The organism is Bacillus sp. JK74 (genome assembly GCF_053663395.1).
The window spans coordinates 87,557-105,091 of the sequence record NZ_JBSJQB010000005.1; the positions used below are offsets into that span (position 1 = coordinate 87,557).

General features: G+C 44.3%; 17 protein-coding genes, 1 other RNA gene, 2 pseudogenes and 1 riboswitch. Of the genes and pseudogenes, 5 read left to right on the forward strand and 15 right to left on the reverse strand.

Annotated features, from left to right (window positions below; all coding sequences use genetic code 11):
• The first annotated feature begins 148 nt into the window (after positions 1-148).
• Complete coding sequence (locus ACWJJ5_RS14990) at positions 149-757, forward strand: GNAT family N-acetyltransferase (protein ID WP_454022506.1); 609 nt, start codon at positions 149-151, stop codon at positions 755-757.
• A gap of 29 nt (positions 758-786) precedes the next feature.
• Here the strand turns inward: ACWJJ5_RS14990 and ACWJJ5_RS14995 are convergent, their stop codons facing one another.
• Positions 787-1,095, reverse strand: coding sequence for an MGMT family protein (locus tag ACWJJ5_RS14995; protein WP_146284443.1), 309 nt, complete (start codon positions 1,093-1,095; stop codon positions 787-789).
• A 222-nt stretch (positions 1,096-1,317) separates the two neighbouring features.
• On the opposite strand from ACWJJ5_RS14995, the gene ACWJJ5_RS15000 reads away from it, so the two are divergent.
• The gene (locus ACWJJ5_RS15000) at positions 1,318-1,581 is read left to right on the forward strand and encodes a hypothetical protein (RefSeq protein ID WP_031378986.1); all 264 of its coding nucleotides are present in this window, start codon (positions 1,318-1,320) and stop codon (positions 1,579-1,581) included.
• 346 nt (positions 1,582-1,927) lie between these two features.
• Positions 1,928-2,511 (forward strand): annotated as a pseudogene (locus ACWJJ5_RS15005) (DUF421 domain-containing protein).
• A gap of 205 nt (positions 2,512-2,716) precedes the next feature.
• Here the strand turns inward: ACWJJ5_RS15005 and ACWJJ5_RS15010 are convergent.
• Positions 2,717-3,283 (reverse strand): cysteine hydrolase family protein, encoded by a 567-nt coding sequence (locus ACWJJ5_RS15010; protein WP_454022507.1) that lies wholly within the window; start codon positions 3,281-3,283, stop codon positions 2,717-2,719.
• 335 nt (positions 3,284-3,618) lie between these two features.
• Between ACWJJ5_RS15010 and ACWJJ5_RS15015 the strand changes: the two genes are divergently transcribed.
• Positions 3,619-3,894: a hypothetical protein gene (locus ACWJJ5_RS15015; RefSeq protein ID WP_070082007.1), complete on the forward strand. Its 276-nt coding sequence runs from the start codon at positions 3,619-3,621 to the stop codon at positions 3,892-3,894.
• Between the two features lie 392 nt (positions 3,895-4,286).
• On the opposite strand, the gene pbuX is transcribed toward ACWJJ5_RS15015, so the two are convergent.
• The 5 genes from pbuX to ACWJJ5_RS15040 all read right to left on the reverse strand — a co-directional run bounded on the left by pbuX (position 4,287) and on the right by ACWJJ5_RS15040 (position 10,335).
• Positions 4,287-5,591 (reverse strand): xanthine permease PbuX, encoded by a 1,305-nt coding sequence (gene pbuX / locus ACWJJ5_RS15020; protein ID WP_167860232.1) that lies wholly within the window; start codon positions 5,589-5,591, stop codon positions 4,287-4,289.
• Positions 5,588-6,172, reverse strand: a complete 585-nt coding sequence (xpt, locus tag ACWJJ5_RS15025) for a xanthine phosphoribosyltransferase (protein WP_173612999.1) — start codon at positions 6,170-6,172, stop codon at positions 5,588-5,590. The genes pbuX and xpt overlap by 4 nt, the downstream gene beginning before the upstream one ends.
• Before the next feature lie 100 nt (positions 6,173-6,272).
• A riboswitch (purine riboswitch) is annotated at positions 6,273-6,372 on the reverse strand.
• Positions 6,373-6,505: 133 nt separating this feature from the next.
• Positions 6,506-8,008 carry a carboxypeptidase M32 gene (locus tag ACWJJ5_RS15030; protein ID WP_070082009.1) on the reverse strand — a complete coding sequence of 501 codons (1,503 nt, stop codon included), beginning with the start codon at positions 8,006-8,008 and terminating at the stop codon, positions 6,506-6,508.
• 111 nt (positions 8,009-8,119) lie between these two features.
• A complete protein-coding gene (locus ACWJJ5_RS15035) occupies positions 8,120-10,039 on the reverse strand; it encodes an ATP-dependent DNA helicase (RefSeq protein WP_173613001.1) in 1,920 nt (639 codons plus the stop codon).
• Positions 10,040-10,143: 104 nt separating this feature from the next.
• A complete protein-coding gene (locus ACWJJ5_RS15040) occupies positions 10,144-10,335 on the reverse strand; it encodes a hypothetical protein (RefSeq protein WP_454022508.1) in 192 nt (63 codons plus the stop codon).
• 166 nt (positions 10,336-10,501) lie between these two features.
• Here ACWJJ5_RS15040 and ACWJJ5_RS15045 point away from each other — a divergent pair, with 166 nt between their 5' ends.
• Positions 10,502-10,654, forward strand: coding sequence for a YpzG family protein (locus ACWJJ5_RS15045; protein WP_003153548.1), 153 nt, complete (start codon positions 10,502-10,504; stop codon positions 10,652-10,654).
• Positions 10,655-10,712: 58 nt separating this feature from the next.
• On the opposite strand, the gene ACWJJ5_RS15050 is transcribed toward ACWJJ5_RS15045, so the two are convergent.
• The 8 genes and pseudogenes from ACWJJ5_RS15050 to ACWJJ5_RS15085 all read right to left on the reverse strand — a co-directional run bounded on the left by ACWJJ5_RS15050 (position 10,713) and on the right by ACWJJ5_RS15085 (position 17,464).
• Positions 10,713-11,861 (reverse strand): THUMP domain-containing class I SAM-dependent RNA methyltransferase, encoded by a 1,149-nt coding sequence (locus tag ACWJJ5_RS15050; protein ID WP_094247842.1) that lies wholly within the window; start codon positions 11,859-11,861, stop codon positions 10,713-10,715.
• A 96-nt stretch (positions 11,862-11,957) separates the two neighbouring features.
• An RNA gene (gene rnpB, locus ACWJJ5_RS15055) (RNase P RNA component class B) lies at positions 11,958-12,339 on the reverse strand.
• A gap of 55 nt (positions 12,340-12,394) precedes the next feature.
• Complete coding sequence (gpsB, locus tag ACWJJ5_RS15060) at positions 12,395-12,694, reverse strand: cell division regulator GpsB (RefSeq protein WP_003153541.1); 300 nt, start codon at positions 12,692-12,694, stop codon at positions 12,395-12,397.
• A gap of 79 nt (positions 12,695-12,773) precedes the next feature.
• A complete protein-coding gene (locus tag ACWJJ5_RS15065; protein WP_070082012.1) occupies positions 12,774-13,322 on the reverse strand; it encodes a DUF1273 domain-containing protein in 549 nt (182 codons plus the stop codon).
• Positions 13,323-13,410: 88 nt separating this feature from the next.
• Entirely contained in the window at positions 13,411-13,647 is a 237-nt protein-coding gene (cotD, locus tag ACWJJ5_RS15070; RefSeq protein ID WP_003153539.1) for a spore coat protein CotD, read from the reverse strand.
• Positions 13,648-13,730: 83 nt separating this feature from the next.
• Positions 13,731-13,838: pseudogene (locus tag ACWJJ5_RS15075) on the reverse strand (hypothetical protein); the annotation flags it as partial.
• Between the two features lie 121 nt (positions 13,839-13,959).
• Positions 13,960-15,198 carry a ribonuclease H-like domain-containing protein gene (locus ACWJJ5_RS15080; protein WP_101562215.1) on the reverse strand — a complete coding sequence of 413 codons (1,239 nt, stop codon included), beginning with the start codon at positions 15,196-15,198 and terminating at the stop codon, positions 13,960-13,962.
• A 19-nt stretch (positions 15,199-15,217) separates the two neighbouring features.
• On the reverse strand, positions 15,218-17,464 hold the full coding sequence (locus ACWJJ5_RS15085) for a DEAD/DEAH box helicase (protein ID WP_102422776.1): 2,247 nt from the start codon (positions 17,462-17,464) through the stop codon (positions 15,218-15,220).
• Positions 17,465-17,535 lie beyond the last annotated feature (71 nt).

Consider the following 17,535-nt stretch of genomic DNA (forward strand, 5'->3'; position numbering starts at 1 on the left):
ATAAAGGTTTCCGCTTTTTTCCTGAATGTATGCATAAGTTTGAATCGAGGATTTCACTGACATGCCATTTTAATTTAAAATTGGCCCTTTTGAATGATAAACCGTTCGACTATACTTGACCCATTCATAAAAAAAGGTTGTGATAAGCATGCTGAAACCCGTCATTCTTAAAGGGTCACTCGTTCAGTTAGAGCCGATGACGATTGATCACTCTCAGGCACTTTGTGAAGCTGCTTCAGAAAATAGGACGACTTACGCTTACACCCATGTTCCTGACGGAATCGAAGAAACAAAGTGTTATATTGAACGTGCGCTTTCCGATTATGAAAAAGGACTTGCATTGCCATTTGCAGTACGGAGTCTTGAAACAGACCGAATCGTCGGAAGCACGCGGTTTATGGATGCGGAAGTGTTTACGCGGCCGGCGGACGCAGCCCCGGAAGTGTGTGAGATCGGCAGCACATGGTATGCCTCTGCCGTACAGCGGACCGGTGTCAATACGGAATGTAAACTTCTGTTGCTGACCCATGCGTTTGACGCGTGGCAAGCTGTCAGGGTGACGTTGAAAACCGATGTTCGCAACCAGCGCTCACGAACTGCGATTTTGCGGATCGGTGCCCAATTTGAAGGAATCCGCCGCGCGCATATTCCGGCTGTCGACGGCGGCCTCAGAGATACCGCCTACTACTCCATCCTTCGGGCGGAATGGCCTTATATCCGGCAAAACCTTTCTGGCCGGCTTGCAGCATATAACTGAAAAACCTGCCGATATATACGGCAGGTTTTTTACATATTCGGATCATGGACGTATAAATTGAGATCGATCCGTCCGTCTGAGGTGACCGCTACCCCCTCAGCTTCAAGAGACAGCTTCTGTACAGAAAACATCTCTTCATCTCTTAATCCGATTTCACCCTTTGCATTGATGACCCTGTGCCAAGGAAGACGATGCTTTTTACTCATGGAGTGAAGAATCCTCACAACCTGCCTCGCTCCCTGCGGACTTCCCGCAAGACCGGCAATTTGACCATACGTCATCACTTTTCCTTCAGGAATCTGTTTGATAATGGCTACCGCCCGTTCCGTAAATGTCATGTAACTCCTCATTTCGCAAGAGCAGATGATTTTCGAGAAAATCAGCCACTTCCTGTTCTTATTTTTATAGATGATAATTGCTTCATCATCATACTTATTACATCTCTGCGTTTAAATAGATTATCTGTTTGTTCACAAAAAATTAACAAAGATAGGCATGTACATGTTTAACATAATATGTAATAATACAATTGTATTAAAAAAAGAAAAGGAGTGTTTGCAATGAAAATGAAAAAAGCTTTAGCCGGCTCAGCCCTATCACTCGCTTTACTCTGTTCTGCCGCCCCTGCTTTTGCCGCAGGTCCTGCTGATACACCTTCTGCAGAAAGCAAAACGAAGGAAGTATCTGCTTTGGCGACGTTCATACTTAATGGTTCTGGCCCTGATTATCCTACTTCAATTTACCAGAATGGAATCACCTATTATTTAGACAACATCACCTTCCATGGTGCTGATGGCACTTGGACAGCCGTCTACAAAAGCTGATTTTTCATGACGGCGGAATGATTGTCTTAAGTAACAACTAAAAAGCTGCTAATATAAGGGGGCTTTGCCCCTTTTTTTAGTTTCACTCCATTTTATAATTGATCCAGCATATAGCACCTAGGTGCGTAATTTCATTTCACCCGATGATCATTATCAGTCGTACTGTTTTCTGCTTTTAGACGCAAAAACACATAATCTAAAATTCTCTCCCGCGTGTCTATCCAAAAGCCGAGTCTCAACTCTATCAATCCGGAACATTTTATCGACGCCTGAGTTCCCCAGCTAACGTTAAGAAACCTCTTACTTGCTCTTTTATTTTTGATAAAACACCATCCAGGGTGATAACATGAGATTTGCTTGGGAAGAATTAATTATAATTGCATTCGGAATGATTTTACTGAGAATTTCAGGGAGAAAATCCATTGCACAAATGACCATCGCACAGACAATGGTGATGATTTCAATCGGTACGATTATCGTTCACCCCATTTTAGAAACTAGTTTATTGAAAACATTAATCACTGCGTCTATCCTTTTAGTGCTTTAATTTTGATGGAATGGTTTCAAGTAAAAGTAAACTGGATTGAATTTTTTTTAACCCGAAAATCTAAATTCGATATAGAAGACGGCCAACTCAATATAGAAAACTTAAAGAAGCTGAGACTGACAGCAGATCAACTCGAAATGCGTCTAAGGCTTCTTGGCATTTCAAAAATAAACACAATTAAATATGCCACTTTAGAAGCTAATGGACAATTAGGCTACGAATTAAAAGATGACTGTAAGCCTTTAACCATCAAAGATCTTAAAAATGTGATCGATCCAAAATTCCTTAACAATGAGTCTCCATCTCAAACAGAGGGTCAAGCCAATCTATTTGAGGAAATCAAAAGACATCAGACTCAGCACAAGCCAAAAAATCTTGAATAATTCGCTGATTAGTAAAACCTTTTGTTATTCAAAACCCAAGCCGGATCCAGACCGTTAACCGCCGATCATTTTTTACCGAAATCGGTTTATAAGAAACAAAAAAAGCATCTGAAGCAGATGCCTTTTTTCCGACGAGGTCCTTGTATGCGCCTGAATATGCTTTTCAGCCGCCTATACCCACCGTCGGCCTTAGCCATAATGTTAATCAGTTTGTTTTTATAAAATCATTGATTAATTGATCAGTCGTTAATATTGTGGCAAATTCATCATGCAATGTAGCCAGAGATATATTGTGAATAGTCTCTGCATCATAATATGTATCATTTTGGTCTCTCATCCCGAAGGCTGCTGTTGCATCTGAAATCAGGTAGGTATCAAATCCTAAATTACCGCTCATTCTTGTAGTTGTTGAAACACAATGGGGCGTAGTCAAACCAGTTATTACGACAGTTGTTATATCATTTGATTTTAAAATCTCTTCTAGATTAGTCCCGATAAAGCTGCTGTTTACTTTCTTGGTTATAATGACTTCTTTATCCATAGGTTTAACGATTTCCTTTATGGCAAACCCCTCATTCTTAGGATAAAACAAAGAACCAGGATCATCAGAAGTATGTTGTATGTATATGACTGTCCATCCTTTTTCTCTCCATAATTTCAGTATTTTACTAATGTTTTCTTCCGCTTTTACGTTATTTCGTTCTCCCCATTTTTTATCATCGAAAGCTTTTTGTACATCTACAATGATTAACGCTTTTTTCTTTTCTGCCACCAGATAACCTCCTATATTGAAAATTAGTATTTATAACATTTTAAATAAAGTTTTTACTTTTGTACAATTGTTTCAGTTTTAAATTTCATATCACACCTTTCCCGTTGGAAAAGCGCTGGAATAGCTAAAGCAAACACTCATTCAAAGGCTGCAGTTCACCAGAGGCCAGCAATAATCAACTCTTTTTCTCTATATACTTATCAGTATCCCTTTTGCCATCCACTCCCCTAACAAAATTCACGCTACGCTCACAAAATATTAACAAAAAACTCCTTGGTTATTTTTGTATTTCATGTAATAATACAAGTGTATCAAAAAACAAAGGAGTGTTTAAAATGAAATTAAAAAAAGTTTTAACTGGTTCTGCCTTGTCTCTCACTTTACTCGTTTCCGCTGCCCCTGCTTTTGCGTCCAGCCCTGGCAATACAAATAGCGACTCAACTCAAACAAAATTTTCGACACAAGCGACCAAAGATTCTTTTACAATGGATTACCTTCATAGATGGGATATCCCAAATACAACTGTTAAAAATGGTGTTACTTATTACCTTAAGAAAGTAGAGATAATCGAAGGATTCTATCGCGCAACTTTTGAAGGATGGATTAATTAGAAGAAGGGGCTTTCCCTTCTTTTACTCTCTTTTGTAAGGATCGGTGCACAAGACACTCCCCCTCAGCGCCCATTCTGCAGTTGCACTTCGGCATCAGGTATTTCATTGCATGTCTAAGACAGTTTCGTGTCATCACCGTCCGAACAATGATATTCGTTTATGATATAATCCCCCATTCTCCTTTTTTTTCTTACATTTAGTCATATGTTCACGTACATATAGCTCGGGACGGTTTTTCGGCGAAATAAGGCGGATGCCGCATCACTCAATTTGTTTCTTTTCAAACAATGAAACTAATAAAAAAAGAGAATGCCTCGCAAAAAGTTCAGCAACTTTCGGAAGCATCCTCGATCTGGATAAAATAAGATGTTATTTTAAAGAAAAACGGATCACTAACCCTCTTGAACCCTTGTCACATCAAGGGTTTTTTTCGCTTTAGGAATCATATTATAAATAATATTCAAAAGGACGGCGGTAAAGCTTCCGGCGACGATTCCGTTTGTGGTCAAAAGATTTAAGTAAGACGGCAGGTGCTTAAACATATCGGGAACGACGGTTACACCGAGTCCCAATCCGACCGAACACGCGACGATCAGAAGGTTTTCCTGCTTTTTAAAGTCAATTTGACTGAGCATTTTAATGCCGTAGGAAATGACCATGCCGAACATGGCCACCATCGCGCCGCCCAGTACTGAAGACGGGATGATGGTCGTGAAGGCTGCGATTTTCGGAAAAAGGCCGAAGAGCATTAAAAGTGCGCCCGTGACACCGATGACCGCGTTTTTCTTAATCCCCGTCAGCTGCACGAGGCCGACGTTTTGGGAATAGGCCGTATACGGAAAAGCATTGAAAATGCCGCTGATGAATACCGCCAGACCTTCCGCGCGGTAGCCTTTTGCTAAATCACGTTCAGACAGGCGCCGATTTGTCAGGTCACCGAGAGCGAAATAGACGCCGGTTGACTCAACAAGGCTGACAATGGCAACGATGGACATCGTAATAATCGGTGCCGCATGAAATGTCGGCGTCCCGAAATAAAACGGTTTAATCATTTGAATTGCGTCAGCATTCGCCACATTGTCAAATTGCACTTTTCCCATGAAATAAGCGATGGCCGTCCCGATGACAATGCCGATTAAAATCGAAATGGATTTCAAAAATCCTTTTGTAAACCGATAAAGCAGCACGATGATGACAAGCACCGTAAATCCGAGGGCAAGGTTAGCCGGATCACCGAAATCCTTGCTGCCTTCCCCGCCGGCAATATGATTCATCGCGACCGGCATTAAGGTCATCCCGATAATCGTCACGACAGATCCGGTTACGACAGGAGGAAAAAAGGATACGAGCTTGCCGAAGAAAAATGACAGCAGAATGACAAGCAGACCCGATGCCAAAATACTTCCGTAAATGGCTGAAATCCCGTACTCCTTACCGATAGAAATAATCGGCGCTACCGCGGTGAACGTACAGCCGAGCACAACGGGCAAGCCGATGCCGAAACATTTATTCCTCCATACTTGAAGCAGCGTAGCCGCCCCGCACATAAAAATGTCAATTGATACGAGATATGTCAGCTGTTCTGCGTTCAGTCCCAATGCCGCTCCTACAATTAAAGGAACAACGACGGCGCCGGCATACATGGCAAGCACATGCTGGATACCGAGGGAAAGTGTTTTGGCATAGCCGTTTTTCATGAACGGACCTCCTGTACAAATGTCACTTTTCCGTCTTCAAGCGATTGAATTCTCGCCAGTGATTCGACCCGGCATCCTTTTTTCGCCAGCTCGTCTCTTCCCGGCTGAAATGACTTTTCAATGACGATTCCGATCCCGCAAACCGCTGCGCCTGCTTGTTTTACGATGGACAAAAGCCCCTCTGCCGCCTGTCCGTTCGCTAAAAAGTCGTCAATGATTAACACGCGGTCTTCTTTCGAGAGATGATTTCCGGAGATTGCAATCTGACTTTCTGTTTTTTTCGTGAAAGAATAGACGGACGCCGTCAGCAGATCATCCGTTAACGTGAGAGACTTCCTTTTTCTCGCAAAGATGACGGGAACGCCGAGTTCAAGGCCGGCCATTACCGCAGGGGCAATGCCCGAAGATTCAATTGTGACGATTTTGGTTATCTCGTCTTTTTCAAAACGGCTCGCAAATTCCCGGCCGATCTGCTGCATGAGAACCGGATCAATTTGATGGTTTAAAAAAGAATCCACTTTCAGCACTTGATCAGAAAGAACGATTCCGTCTTCTGCTATTTTTCGTTTTAATGCTTCCACAATGATTACCCCCGCTTATACAAAATAAAAAAAAGCATTGCCCGCTCTCCAAAAAAAGAGCAAGCAATGCCGAATGATCTACACGTAACGGCCGAATAAAGCCGTTCCATTGCTCACTCATAGTCGGACATTTACGGTGACCGGTAGAAACTTGCGTGCCATATCCACGCGATTATATGAGTGTTCGTATGATATTAATCAAATTATAACAAGATACACTTCTTTTGCATAGTGAAATTTGAATATTTCCGAACTTTTACAAAGAATTAGTTTTCGATTATTCGTCTTTTTAGAATTTTTAGAAAAACGCCCGGTGTATGCCGGGCGTTTCGTTTATAAATATAAATTTGAATATTTGCCGACGAGATACTCAATGAGATATTGAACGTTCAATTCTTCTCCCGTTGCATCTTTTATGATATCAAGCGGCATTTTGCGTCTTCCGTGCTGATGAACCTTTTCTGTCAGCCATTGTTTGATCGGCTCAAAGTCGCCCCGTTCTATTAATTGATCAAATTCAGGCAGATCCTCAAGCATGGTATGCTTCAGCTGTGCCGCATACATATATCCGAGCGCATAGGAAGGGAAATAGCCGAAATCGCCGCCCGCCCAATGTACGTCCTGCAAAATGCCTTTTGCGTCAGATGGCGGCGTAATGCCTAAATAATCATGATATTTTTGATTCCACAATGCCGGCAGTTCTTCCACTGTCACTTCATTGCTGAAAATTGCTTTTTCAATTTCATAACGGATAATAATATGAAGCGGATATGTCAGCTCATCGGCTTCAATTCGGATAAAGGACGGTTTCGCCTCGTTTACGGCGCGTACAAAATCCTCTCTTTTTACATTTTGAAATTGATCAGGTGAAGCCTCAACCATTTTTTCATAATAGGCGGTCCAGAATTGTTGATTTCTGCCGATAAAGTTTTCATAAAATAACGATTGGGATTCATGAATTCCCATGGATGCACCGTCAGATAAGTTCGTTCCGCTCAGGGCTTCGTCAATATTCTGCTCGTAGATCGCATGCCCGCATTCATGAATCGTTCCGAAAATCGCCGTGCGGAAATCGTTTTCGTCATATCTGGTCGTCACCCGCACATCGCCGCGGTTGATCGTCGTCATAAACGGATGAACCGTTTCGTCCAGGCGGCCGCCGTCAAACTCATACCCAAGTTCTTTTAAGAAATACAAGGAGAGATCTCTTTGTTTTTCTTTCGGAAACGTTTTCGTTATAAAGGAAGTGTCCGGTTTATTTCCGGATGCCGTCACTTTTTTGACAAGCGGAATGATCGCTTCCTTCAATTCAGAAAACAGCTGATCCAGCACCTTTACCGTAACGCCCGGTTCGAAAATATCGAGCAATGCGTTGTATGGATGATCTTCATAGCCCCAATACGAAATAAACCGCTTATTAAAATCAATCAGCTTCTCAAGGTACGGAGCAAACATAGAGAAATCAGAGGCTGCCCTTGCCTCCTCCCAAGCCGTTTCCGCTTTCGATGTCAAAATGACATATTCTCTATACTCATCTTCAGGTATTTTTTTATTATGATCATAATCTTTTTTTGCAAGTTCCGCAGCTTTCACTGTATCTTCAGAGAGCTCTTCTGCATGCGCGAGAAGGATGTCAATCAGCTCTTTCATCCGGTCGGATGTCTGGATTTGAAAAACGTCAGCCGACAGCTGCCCGATGCTTTCCGCCCGGTCATCAGAACCTTTTTTCGGGGCTCCCGTTCTTGAGTCCCAATGCATGAGCGCAATGGCTTCTTCATAGTGGGATACTCTTTTTAACAGATCAAAAAACTCTTTTTCATATGTATGTAAATCCATATCCGTTCCCCTCCCTTTTCACTATCAATTACAGGCTAATGGAACGCCGTCATAAAGTCAACTTCCCGGATTTAAAAAAGCCGCAGGATAAGATTCCTGCAGCTTTTGTTTTTATATGATTTTCGGTGTAACAGGCAAGACCTTTTTGACTTCGGCCAGGACCCGTTCACTTTCTCCGCCCGCATAAATGGATATGGTTCCGCTGTCCTGATTAGAACGGATGAGGCGGCCGATTCCCTGCCGGACTCTCAAAAGCATGTACGGCAGATCAACTTCCTCGAACGGATCTTTTTTCGCTCCGTTTCGCTTTGCGGTAAACACAGGATCATGAGGCGGATACGGCAATGCCCAAATGGTCACATTCCGGAGCGAGTCACCGGGAATGTCAAGACCTTCCCATAAGTGGACGGAACAAAGCACGGATTCTTCATCCCGCTGGAATTTTTCGACCAGACTGCTGATCTCTTCGTCACCTTCGTAGTAAATCGGATACGGCAGATCCCACGCGGCAGCCTGTTCTTTAAATTCCTTCATGTCTTCAAAGGAAGGGAAAAGAACGAGAGTGCGTCCTTCATTCTCCTTAATGGTTTCAATCGTTTCGGCTGTTTTCTGCTCAGACGTCATGTCACCGTGAAGCGAAACAGACATTTGCTCCTCGTAATCGTACGGAGATTCAACGGTAAATGATAAAGGATCACGGATTCCGAGACTGTCAGCGATATAATCAAATGAACCGCCCTCAGAAAGAGTGGCCGATGAGAAGATATAAGGAATCTTTTTAGAAAAGACCTTTTCTCCCAAAACTTCGGCTACAGTTCTCGGCATAACGACAAACGTTGAGTCTGTATCCCGCGTTTCAAGCCAGCTGATGGCATCCTTTTGATACAGCGACAGCGAATATGCCATTTGTTCGACGTATTCTTCTACGACTGACAGCTCGTACTTATCGATCGTATACATTTCCGATTCAAATACGAGCGCCTCGCCGATTTTATCGAGCAGACGGCACAGTTCGTCAGCCGCACGCTTAACACGCTGGTCGTTTTGGATGTCCAATCGGTGAGAGCCGGCGATTTCCTTCGATTCCTCTGACAGCACATAGAAAAACTCATCGTTTGCGGCAAGGGCATCTTCAATCAGTTCGGCGAATTCCTCTCTGATGTCATTTTGAAGCAGACGCTCTAAAAACAGCTCAAGCGTCGACTGCTTCACACGATACGTTAACGCTTTTTGCGCGGCGAATTCCAGCAGATGTCCTTCATCAAACACGACGGCGCTGTGATCCGGCAAAAGCGGCAGCTGCCCTTCCCTTTTGCGTGATTCTTCCGTCCATACATGCTCCATGTAGAAATCATGGGAGCAAACAATCAGATCCGTTGATTTTCTGTAATGATCTCTTGAAAGTGTTAAACCGCATCTATGTCTCATATCACATGTTAAACAATCTTGGAAGGAATCATAGCTGACGCCTGCCCACTCTTCATTTGTCAAATCAGCGTACTGTTTGCGGTCGCCGTACGGATAAAAGCGCTGCATCGCTTGTGATTCGTGTACGAATGAAGGCAGCGACTCATAAAGATCCAGCCACTTTTCATCATCAGAACGCTGCATCGTTTTCTCAAGCTTTTTCAGACACAGATACTGCTCATGGGATTTGGACAGCCGTGTATCAATCTGCAGATCCAAATGTTCTGTCAGCTTGGAAATGTCGCCTTCTTTTTTGACAAGCTGTTCTATTAACGTTTCATCGGCGCATGCGATAATGGCCGGTTTACCCGTATATCTGGCATAGCTGATGGCAAACAGCAGATACACCAGCGTTTTCCCCGTACCGACTCCTGCCTCAGCGAACATGACCTTTTTCTCTTTAAATGCCCGTTCAAGCTGAAACGCCATAAATACCTGCTCATCCCGAAGGTCAAAGCCTTTCTCGGGAAGGATATCGTAAAACACGTCACCAATCCAATTGTTCAATTCTTCGTAAAAATTCTTTTCTTTTGTTAAAGCAAAAGGCAAACGTGATGTTGTCACCCAACTCCAACCCCTAACTATTCGGCATTCAGACCATCTATAATATCATTTAACCCTTTTCAATACAACAAAAAAACTTGGCCACGCCAAGTTTTTGTCATTACTCATTTCCGGTTAATGATATGTGTACATAGGAACGGATGGTCTGTTGAATGTGTATGTTTTACCGCATTTTCAAGTTCTTCCTGTGCGTGTGTCATGGCGGAAGGACCGAACTCCGCTCCGGCTTCCTCCAGCCGGAAAGCAGTTGCGTCTAACGCATTTTGTATTTTACTGAAGTGCTCGCTGTTCAGCATAAAATAAGATCACCTCTCAAATAGAAATAATCATCATTCTATGCCGATGCTTCACTTTCTATACATGCCATCCTGAATGATCCGCACCTGACCTGCACAAACTACAACAGATATTCGATCGAATATCCATCTTCACAAAATTATTCTATCCGGGAGTGATGGTTACATGAGTTATAAAGATCGATTAGATCAGCATTCTGAATTGTTTCATCACAATTGGACGCGGCCGAAACGCTCTAAATCGCAGGTGAACGGCCACACCGAAATGTCCCAGACCAACATTATTTTACGGAGCAACGCAAAAGCGCACCGCTGGTAATGGCAGAATAAAACGTAAAGATGCCGGAGAAGACGCTGTTTCAGGCGTCTTCTCTTTGTTACGGCTTTTTCCGCTGCGGCCGCACTTTAGCCCAGTACTGATAATAATCCGTTTTGATAAAACCGTTAAAGAGCTTCCGTTTTTTTGTTGCTTTTCTTCCGTAGACCTCTTCAAATTGTTCATTTGACGTTAACATGTAGACAGACCATGTATCAAGAGATTCAAATGCCCGGCCCATTTCTTTATACATCTGCTCGACTTCCTTTTTTTCGCCGAGCCGTTCGCCGTACGGAGGGTTTCCGACGATAACGCCGAATTCGAGTTTCGTCGTAAAATCCTGCACTCGCATCTGCTTGCATTCGATCAGGTCCCCAAGTCCCGCTTCTTCTGCGTTTTCTTTGGCGATGTTTACCATCCGGTGATCTACGTCACTGGCAAAGATCTGCAGCGGCTGATCATAGTTCGCCTTTTCTTCCACTTCAAGGCGCGCCTTGTCCCACAGTTCTTTTCCGATCCATTCCCAGTCTTCTGAAGCAAAATCACGGTTAAAACCCGGAGCAATGTTTTGCCCGATTAAAGCGGCTTCGATGGCGATCGTGCCGGAACCGCAGAACGGATCGACGAACGGACGGTCAGGCGTCCAGTTGGTTAACAGAATTAACGCGGCAGCGAGCGTTTCTTTAATCGGAGCTCCGCCCTGATCAACCCTGTATCCCCGTTTGTGAAGGCCTGTTCCTGATGAATCCAGCGTAAGCACCGCTTTATCTTTTAAAAGGGAAATCTCTACCTTATACTCGGGTCCCGTTTCTTCAATCCATTCATTTTGTTTTCCTGATTGAAGTTTCAGCTTTTCCGCTATCGCCTTTTTGACGATCCGCTGGCAGTCGGGCACACTGGCAAGCACTGATTTCACGGACTTTCCGATAACGGGGAACTTTGCGTTTTCGGGAATGTACGCGCGCCAGTCAATCGCTTTTGTTTTTTCAAACAGCTCATCAAACGTTTTTGCCTGAAACTCGGCGACCTGTACTTTAATGCGGTCAGCCGTCCGCAGCCATAAGTTAGCGCGGCAGATCGCAAGCGCATCTCCTTCAAAAATGACTTTTCCGTTGTCTACTTTGCATTCATAACCTAAATCACGCACTTCTTTGGCGACGATCGCTTCAATTCCCATCGGCGCCGTCGCTATTAGTGTGTACTTCTTCATCGTATCACCCTGTCTCTTTTAAGCTTTCGTTTCATTCAAGATAAAAGCTCCCCTTTAAAGGAGAGCTCTAATTTGTCATATCAATAATGTTTAACGTTCTGTAAGCCATGTTTTGTTCCGTCGTACTGCAATCGGCTCATCACCTCGTACTCAGGCGGCAATCATCTATCTACAGAAAGTATTCTGTCCTTCTATCTGTTCAGTTCCTTCAAGAAGGTTCCCCTACCAAAATTTGGGTTTCTCGCTCGAGGGGTTTACCGCGTTCCACTCTCACCATTTCTGATGAGACTTCGTCACTGTGGCACTTTCAAGGATACTCAGCCATATCCGGAGACGTAGGCTTTTTTCCTGCCGTCAGCCTATGAAGGCTGCCCTAGCTTATTTCTTCGCTAGGCACGAACACTACGGGCATCTCAGCACCGTGCGAGCATGGACTTTCCTCTACAGATTCAAAGATCTGCAGCGATTACCCGAACGTTAAGAACACTTGTTCATTATAAAGCAACTTGTCTCATTTGACAAGTGCATCTGCCTTATTCGTCATAAAGTTTGCTGCCGAATACATGTTTCTCAAGGTTGGACAGCCTTTTCAGAATGTCAAAGTTGGTCGTATTGGACTGCACCGGCTGTTTTTTGCTTGCTTCTTCAAGCTGTTTTTTCAGCTGCAGATTTTCCTGCTGCAGTTCTTCAATTTCTTGATGAAAGGTTTCATAATCCTTAATAATCATATCTAAAAATTTGTCAACGTCTTCTTGTCTGTAACCTCTAACGCCTGTTTTAAATTCTTTTTCCAAAATGTCTTTCGCAGAAAGCTTTACTTTATCAGCAAGCATCTTTTTCACCTCATATCGTGAATCATCATGTTATATTTTATTCAGAAACACGTCCCGTTGTCAAATATTCTCTGACGTGTTATGTAAAGAAATCTTCTTCTTCAACGGCGGCACGGAGATCATCCATCGTAATCGAATAAATCGGATATCCGTCGGTTTCACGGCGTTTTTCTGCCTGCTGCAGCATATATTTCGGCGACCCTTCCACCTCCGGATCATATAAAAGCAAAAGCGCATCTGACTTTTCAATAAAGAACGCGTTTTTCTGCCGGAATTGGAGCGGACTTTCGTACGGCCGATGCGTCAGGCTCTCCTCATAATCTGCCTGAGCAAGCACCGCTTCATACATTTCTTTATTCGGCTCCTTCCACTTTTCCTCCTGGCCGTAGAAAGGCGTGATAACGGCAACCTTTAATTCCGGATACTCTTCTCTGAGATCATACGCCGTTTCTGCCGCCCAAAGCTCAGTCCCCAGCTGTCCGGATATGAGAATCCATTCCAAGCCTTCGTCAATAAAGCTTCTGAGTCTGGTTTCTATCGCCTTTTTTATATAAACAAGCGCCCGGTCATCCCGTTTAAAAATCCCGAGTTCAAACGGCTTGTACCCCGTTACGGCTAATACTTTCAATTGATCACCTGCTTAAAAAATGGGGCTCCCCATCGGGCCCCATTTTGATTTGCTGATATCCTAACCGATCTTGCTTAAGCGTTCAATACTAATGATCGCAGCAAGGGCTTCCGCACTGAAAATGCTGGTGAGTTGTCGGGTCAACATTTGAAAAAGTGTGCGGATAGTAATGAACGTGCTCAAAGTTGTGGTGATTTACGTTAGTTGTATGTTGCGGATGAATATGCGGCACAACCGTGTTAGAAAAGCAATGGTGTTCACAGCAATGAGTCGGATGGACAATCGGCGGCATCACGTTTGGTCTGCAACAATGATGATGAAACATGCTAAATCCCCTCTCCATTAACTTTTATTACACTGTTAGGTTATGAAAAAAAGAGGGTGCATGTTCTAATTCAATCACCCAATTTAAAAGTGCGTCAGCAAGCTGTCTTTAAAATTCGAAAATACAAACGCAATCAAAAAAACCACGACAAAGAACAAGTAAAAAACACCTTTATACATACCAACTCTCCCCTATAAATAACTAACGCTATTTTACAAGATGCGGCACCATTCTACAACAAAATCGATGCGGATTCAGAAAAAAATATTTTTGGCGAAACAGCTCGGCTTTTGCGCTTTCCCGGGCAATATTTTAAGAGGAATATTTCCTCTTGAGCCGGGCAATTCTTACATGGAGCTTCTCGGCTTCTTTTTCCGATATTTCCCCGTCTTCTGCCGCCTGCTGTGCGGCCTGCAGAGCTTTTTTGTAATCTTTTGCATGATGCTCAAAATAGATCGCCAGCTCAACCGCTGATTGGTGTCTGCATGTGTGAAGATCAGAGCCCGTCAGTTTCTCCCAAAGGGGCACGGCGTCTTGCCTGCGGTTTTGTTTTTTATAAAGCATCGCTAAGTCAAAAAGGGCCCGATCCGAATCTTCAAAGTCTTTGCCTTGCAGCGCTTCCAGCTGCGAAACGGCGCGATCGGTTTCTTTATGAGCGATAAACCATTTCGCCATAGCGTATGCTTCCTGACGTTCTGACGTCTGATCAGAAGATGCAAAAATCTTTTTTGACATATGGATGTAAAGAGCGATGAGGGAAAGCACATCTTGTTCATTATGCGAGAGCACTCCCTTTAAAAGAGCCGGGTCCTCCGCCTTTAAAAATTGAAAATACAGCATCGGCGCCAAATAACCAGGGGTGTCTTCGTCCCTTTTAAAAGCAAGCTCTTCATTTTCAACCGCCGAAAGCGATACACGCTCTAATTTATGTTTCCAAAGCCGTCTCGCCCCGTGCAGAAGATCAAAGTGCCCGAAGTCAGGAAGTTTCGGAAGCCTGTCCCGCAGCAATGTATGCCTGGTTTTTACCTGCGGCCAGTCAAAGGCTTTTCCGTTATACGTAACAAGGGACGTAATGTCAACCTCACTTAAAAAGCTTTTGTAAAGAGCCGTCTCGTTTCCCGGTTTAGGGAGCAGATGCTGTTTAACCGCGACACGGTCTTCATACACTCTTGCATGGCCGAGCAAAAAGATCATATTGCCTGCCCCGCCGCCGAGGCCGGTCGTTTCAGTATCAAAGAAGAACAGCTGGCTTTTTTCGTATCCTTCTGCTGATAAAGTATGTGTCAAACCGCCTTTATTCCATAATGCCATGACGTCATCAAGTTCACTGAAGCTGTACCGTCCGTGGCGGTGCGAAAGCGGATAGACGGTTTCGCGGATAAGACAGTATTCATCCTCAAAAAAGAAAGGCTTCACTCCGAATGCCTCCCATTCTTCTCTAAACGGGACTTGAATATCCGGGACCGAAAGTTGTGAAGCTGCCGGCTTTTTTTCAGCTTCCGGCACATTCAGGTGGTTTTTCATCCGCTTTAATTTATTTTTCAAGGACATCTTTCGTCCCCCTTTTCTTTTACACGTAATTCAAGAGCTTGAGTATCGCTTTCTTTGCATCTATTCCTTCTATTTCGGAGCCGATGCAGGAAGGACATCCGTCTTGACATGGACATTGTCGGATCAGGCGCTCAGCCCCTTCATTGATTTCATCAAATCGCTTATATACTTCATCGGCAAGTCCGATTCCGCCCGGATAATGATCATACAGAAAGATTGTCGGAAGTCCCGTATGTGCGGCTTTGATTTGCGGCACGACATGCACGTCATTTCGGTCGCACATGACGTATACAGGCACGATATGCTGCAGGACGTGGGCAATGCCTAAAAGCAGCTGTTCAAGCGTTTTTTCGCCGATTTCCGAATCCGTTTCTTTTAATTCAAGCCAGGCTGCACTGGTATGCAGTTCTTCTTCAGGAAGATGAATCGGTCCTGATCCTATATTTTCAAATGTCGTCATTTTAATTTTTTTAAATATTGTCGGAAGTGCGTTCACGGTGACGTCGCCGAAATGTAAGGCCGTTTTCTTTCTGCTGTCCGTTCTGTCAATGTCCAGCACTTTCAGCTGCACCGCTAAATTGGCATCTGTATAATATTCGACATCGACCTTTCGCACGTACGCTTTTTTATGATCCCAATCAAGCTTTTCAACCTGATACTGCACCCCTTCATGAAGATAAATCGCTTCATCATGAAGCAGCGTCATCGCGCTGAAGCGGTCCATTTCTCCGATGATTTTTACATCAGCCGTCTCTGACCGGTCAACGATGACCACGTTTTCCTGTGACGCCGAACGGAGACTGATGTTGGAGGCGGGAAAAGATTCGCTCGCCCAGTGATAGCGTTCGCGGTTTTCGTGAAGCACCCCTTCTTCCTCTAAATACTCGAGAATGTCTCTCGCATCATTTTCTCCGAATGTTTCATCGGCTCTGAAAGGCAGCTCATACGCGGCGCATTTCAGGTGATCGACCAATATAATGAGATTATCGGGATTAATCCGTGCAGATTCAGGCGAGCGTTTAAAGAAATAATCAGGATGGCGCACAATATATTGGTCAATCGGATCAGAGTTCGCCACCATCACGATAAGCGCCTCTCCCTGCCGCCGTCCGGCCCGGCCCGCCTGCTGCCATGCGCTCGCGACACTGCCCGGGTACCCCGTCATCACGCAGACCTGAAGCTGGCCGATATCAACGCCGAGCTCCAGCGCGTTTGTGCTGACAACGCCGAGAATGCTGCCGTCTCTTAACCCCCGCTCTATTTCTCTTCTTTCTTTCGGAAGATAACCGCCGCGATAGCCTCTGACAGACTTCGCGCCGATTTCTTTTTTTACGATCTCCTGAATGTGGCTTAAAATAATTTCAACCCGGACACGGCTTCTGGCAAAAACAATCGTCTGGATCTTATTTTTTAAAAAAGTTTTGGCAAGTTCGTTCACTTCCGCGGTGGCGCTTTTTCGAATATGCAGCGGTTTATTTACAATCGGAGGATTGTAAAAAGCAAAGTGCTTTCTTCCGGCCGGGGCACCGTTGTCGTCAATCAGGCGCACAGATTTCCCCGTCAGCTGCTCCGCCAACTCCCTCGGATTGGCGATTGTGGCGGATGTACAGATAAATGACGGCGTGCTTCCGTAAAAAGCGCAGATTCTCATTAAACGGCGGATGACGTTCGCCACATGGCTGCCGAATACGCCGCGGTACGTATGTAATTCATCAATGACGATATATTTCAGGTTTTCAAACAGACTCACCCATTTTGTATGGTGGGGAAGAATGGCTGAATGAAGCATATCGGGATTTGTGATCACAATATGCCCTGCCTTTCTGACTTTCTGCCTGATGGCCGGAGACGTATCTCCGTCATAGGTGAAGCTTTTAATGTCCATGCCCGTCTCGTCTATGATTTCATTCAGCTCGCTTTTTTGATCCTGCGCGAGCGCCTTTGTCGGAAATAAATAAAGCGCGCGGCTTGAGGCATCTTCCGCGATAGACTGAAGAACCGGAAGATTATAGCACAGTGTTTTTCCGGAGGCCGTCGGTGTGACGGCGACAATGCTTTCTCCGTTTTGAACCGTCTGAAAAGCGGAGTATTGATGTGTAAAAAGCCGCTCGATCCCCCTCTTTTCGAGAGCAGCCCGAATTTTCGGATCTACTTGCTCCGGCATCGGCATGGTTTTCGCCTCCCGCGGTTCCTCTTCATGCCAATGCACAATATTTTCATGATTTTTTAATTCCTGAATCAGTTCGCTCAGTGATTTTTTCTTCATCGTTCACACCTCTTTATGAGGTACAGTTTACCGAATATTTGTTTGCCTGGCTAGATGAAAATCCTGCACAA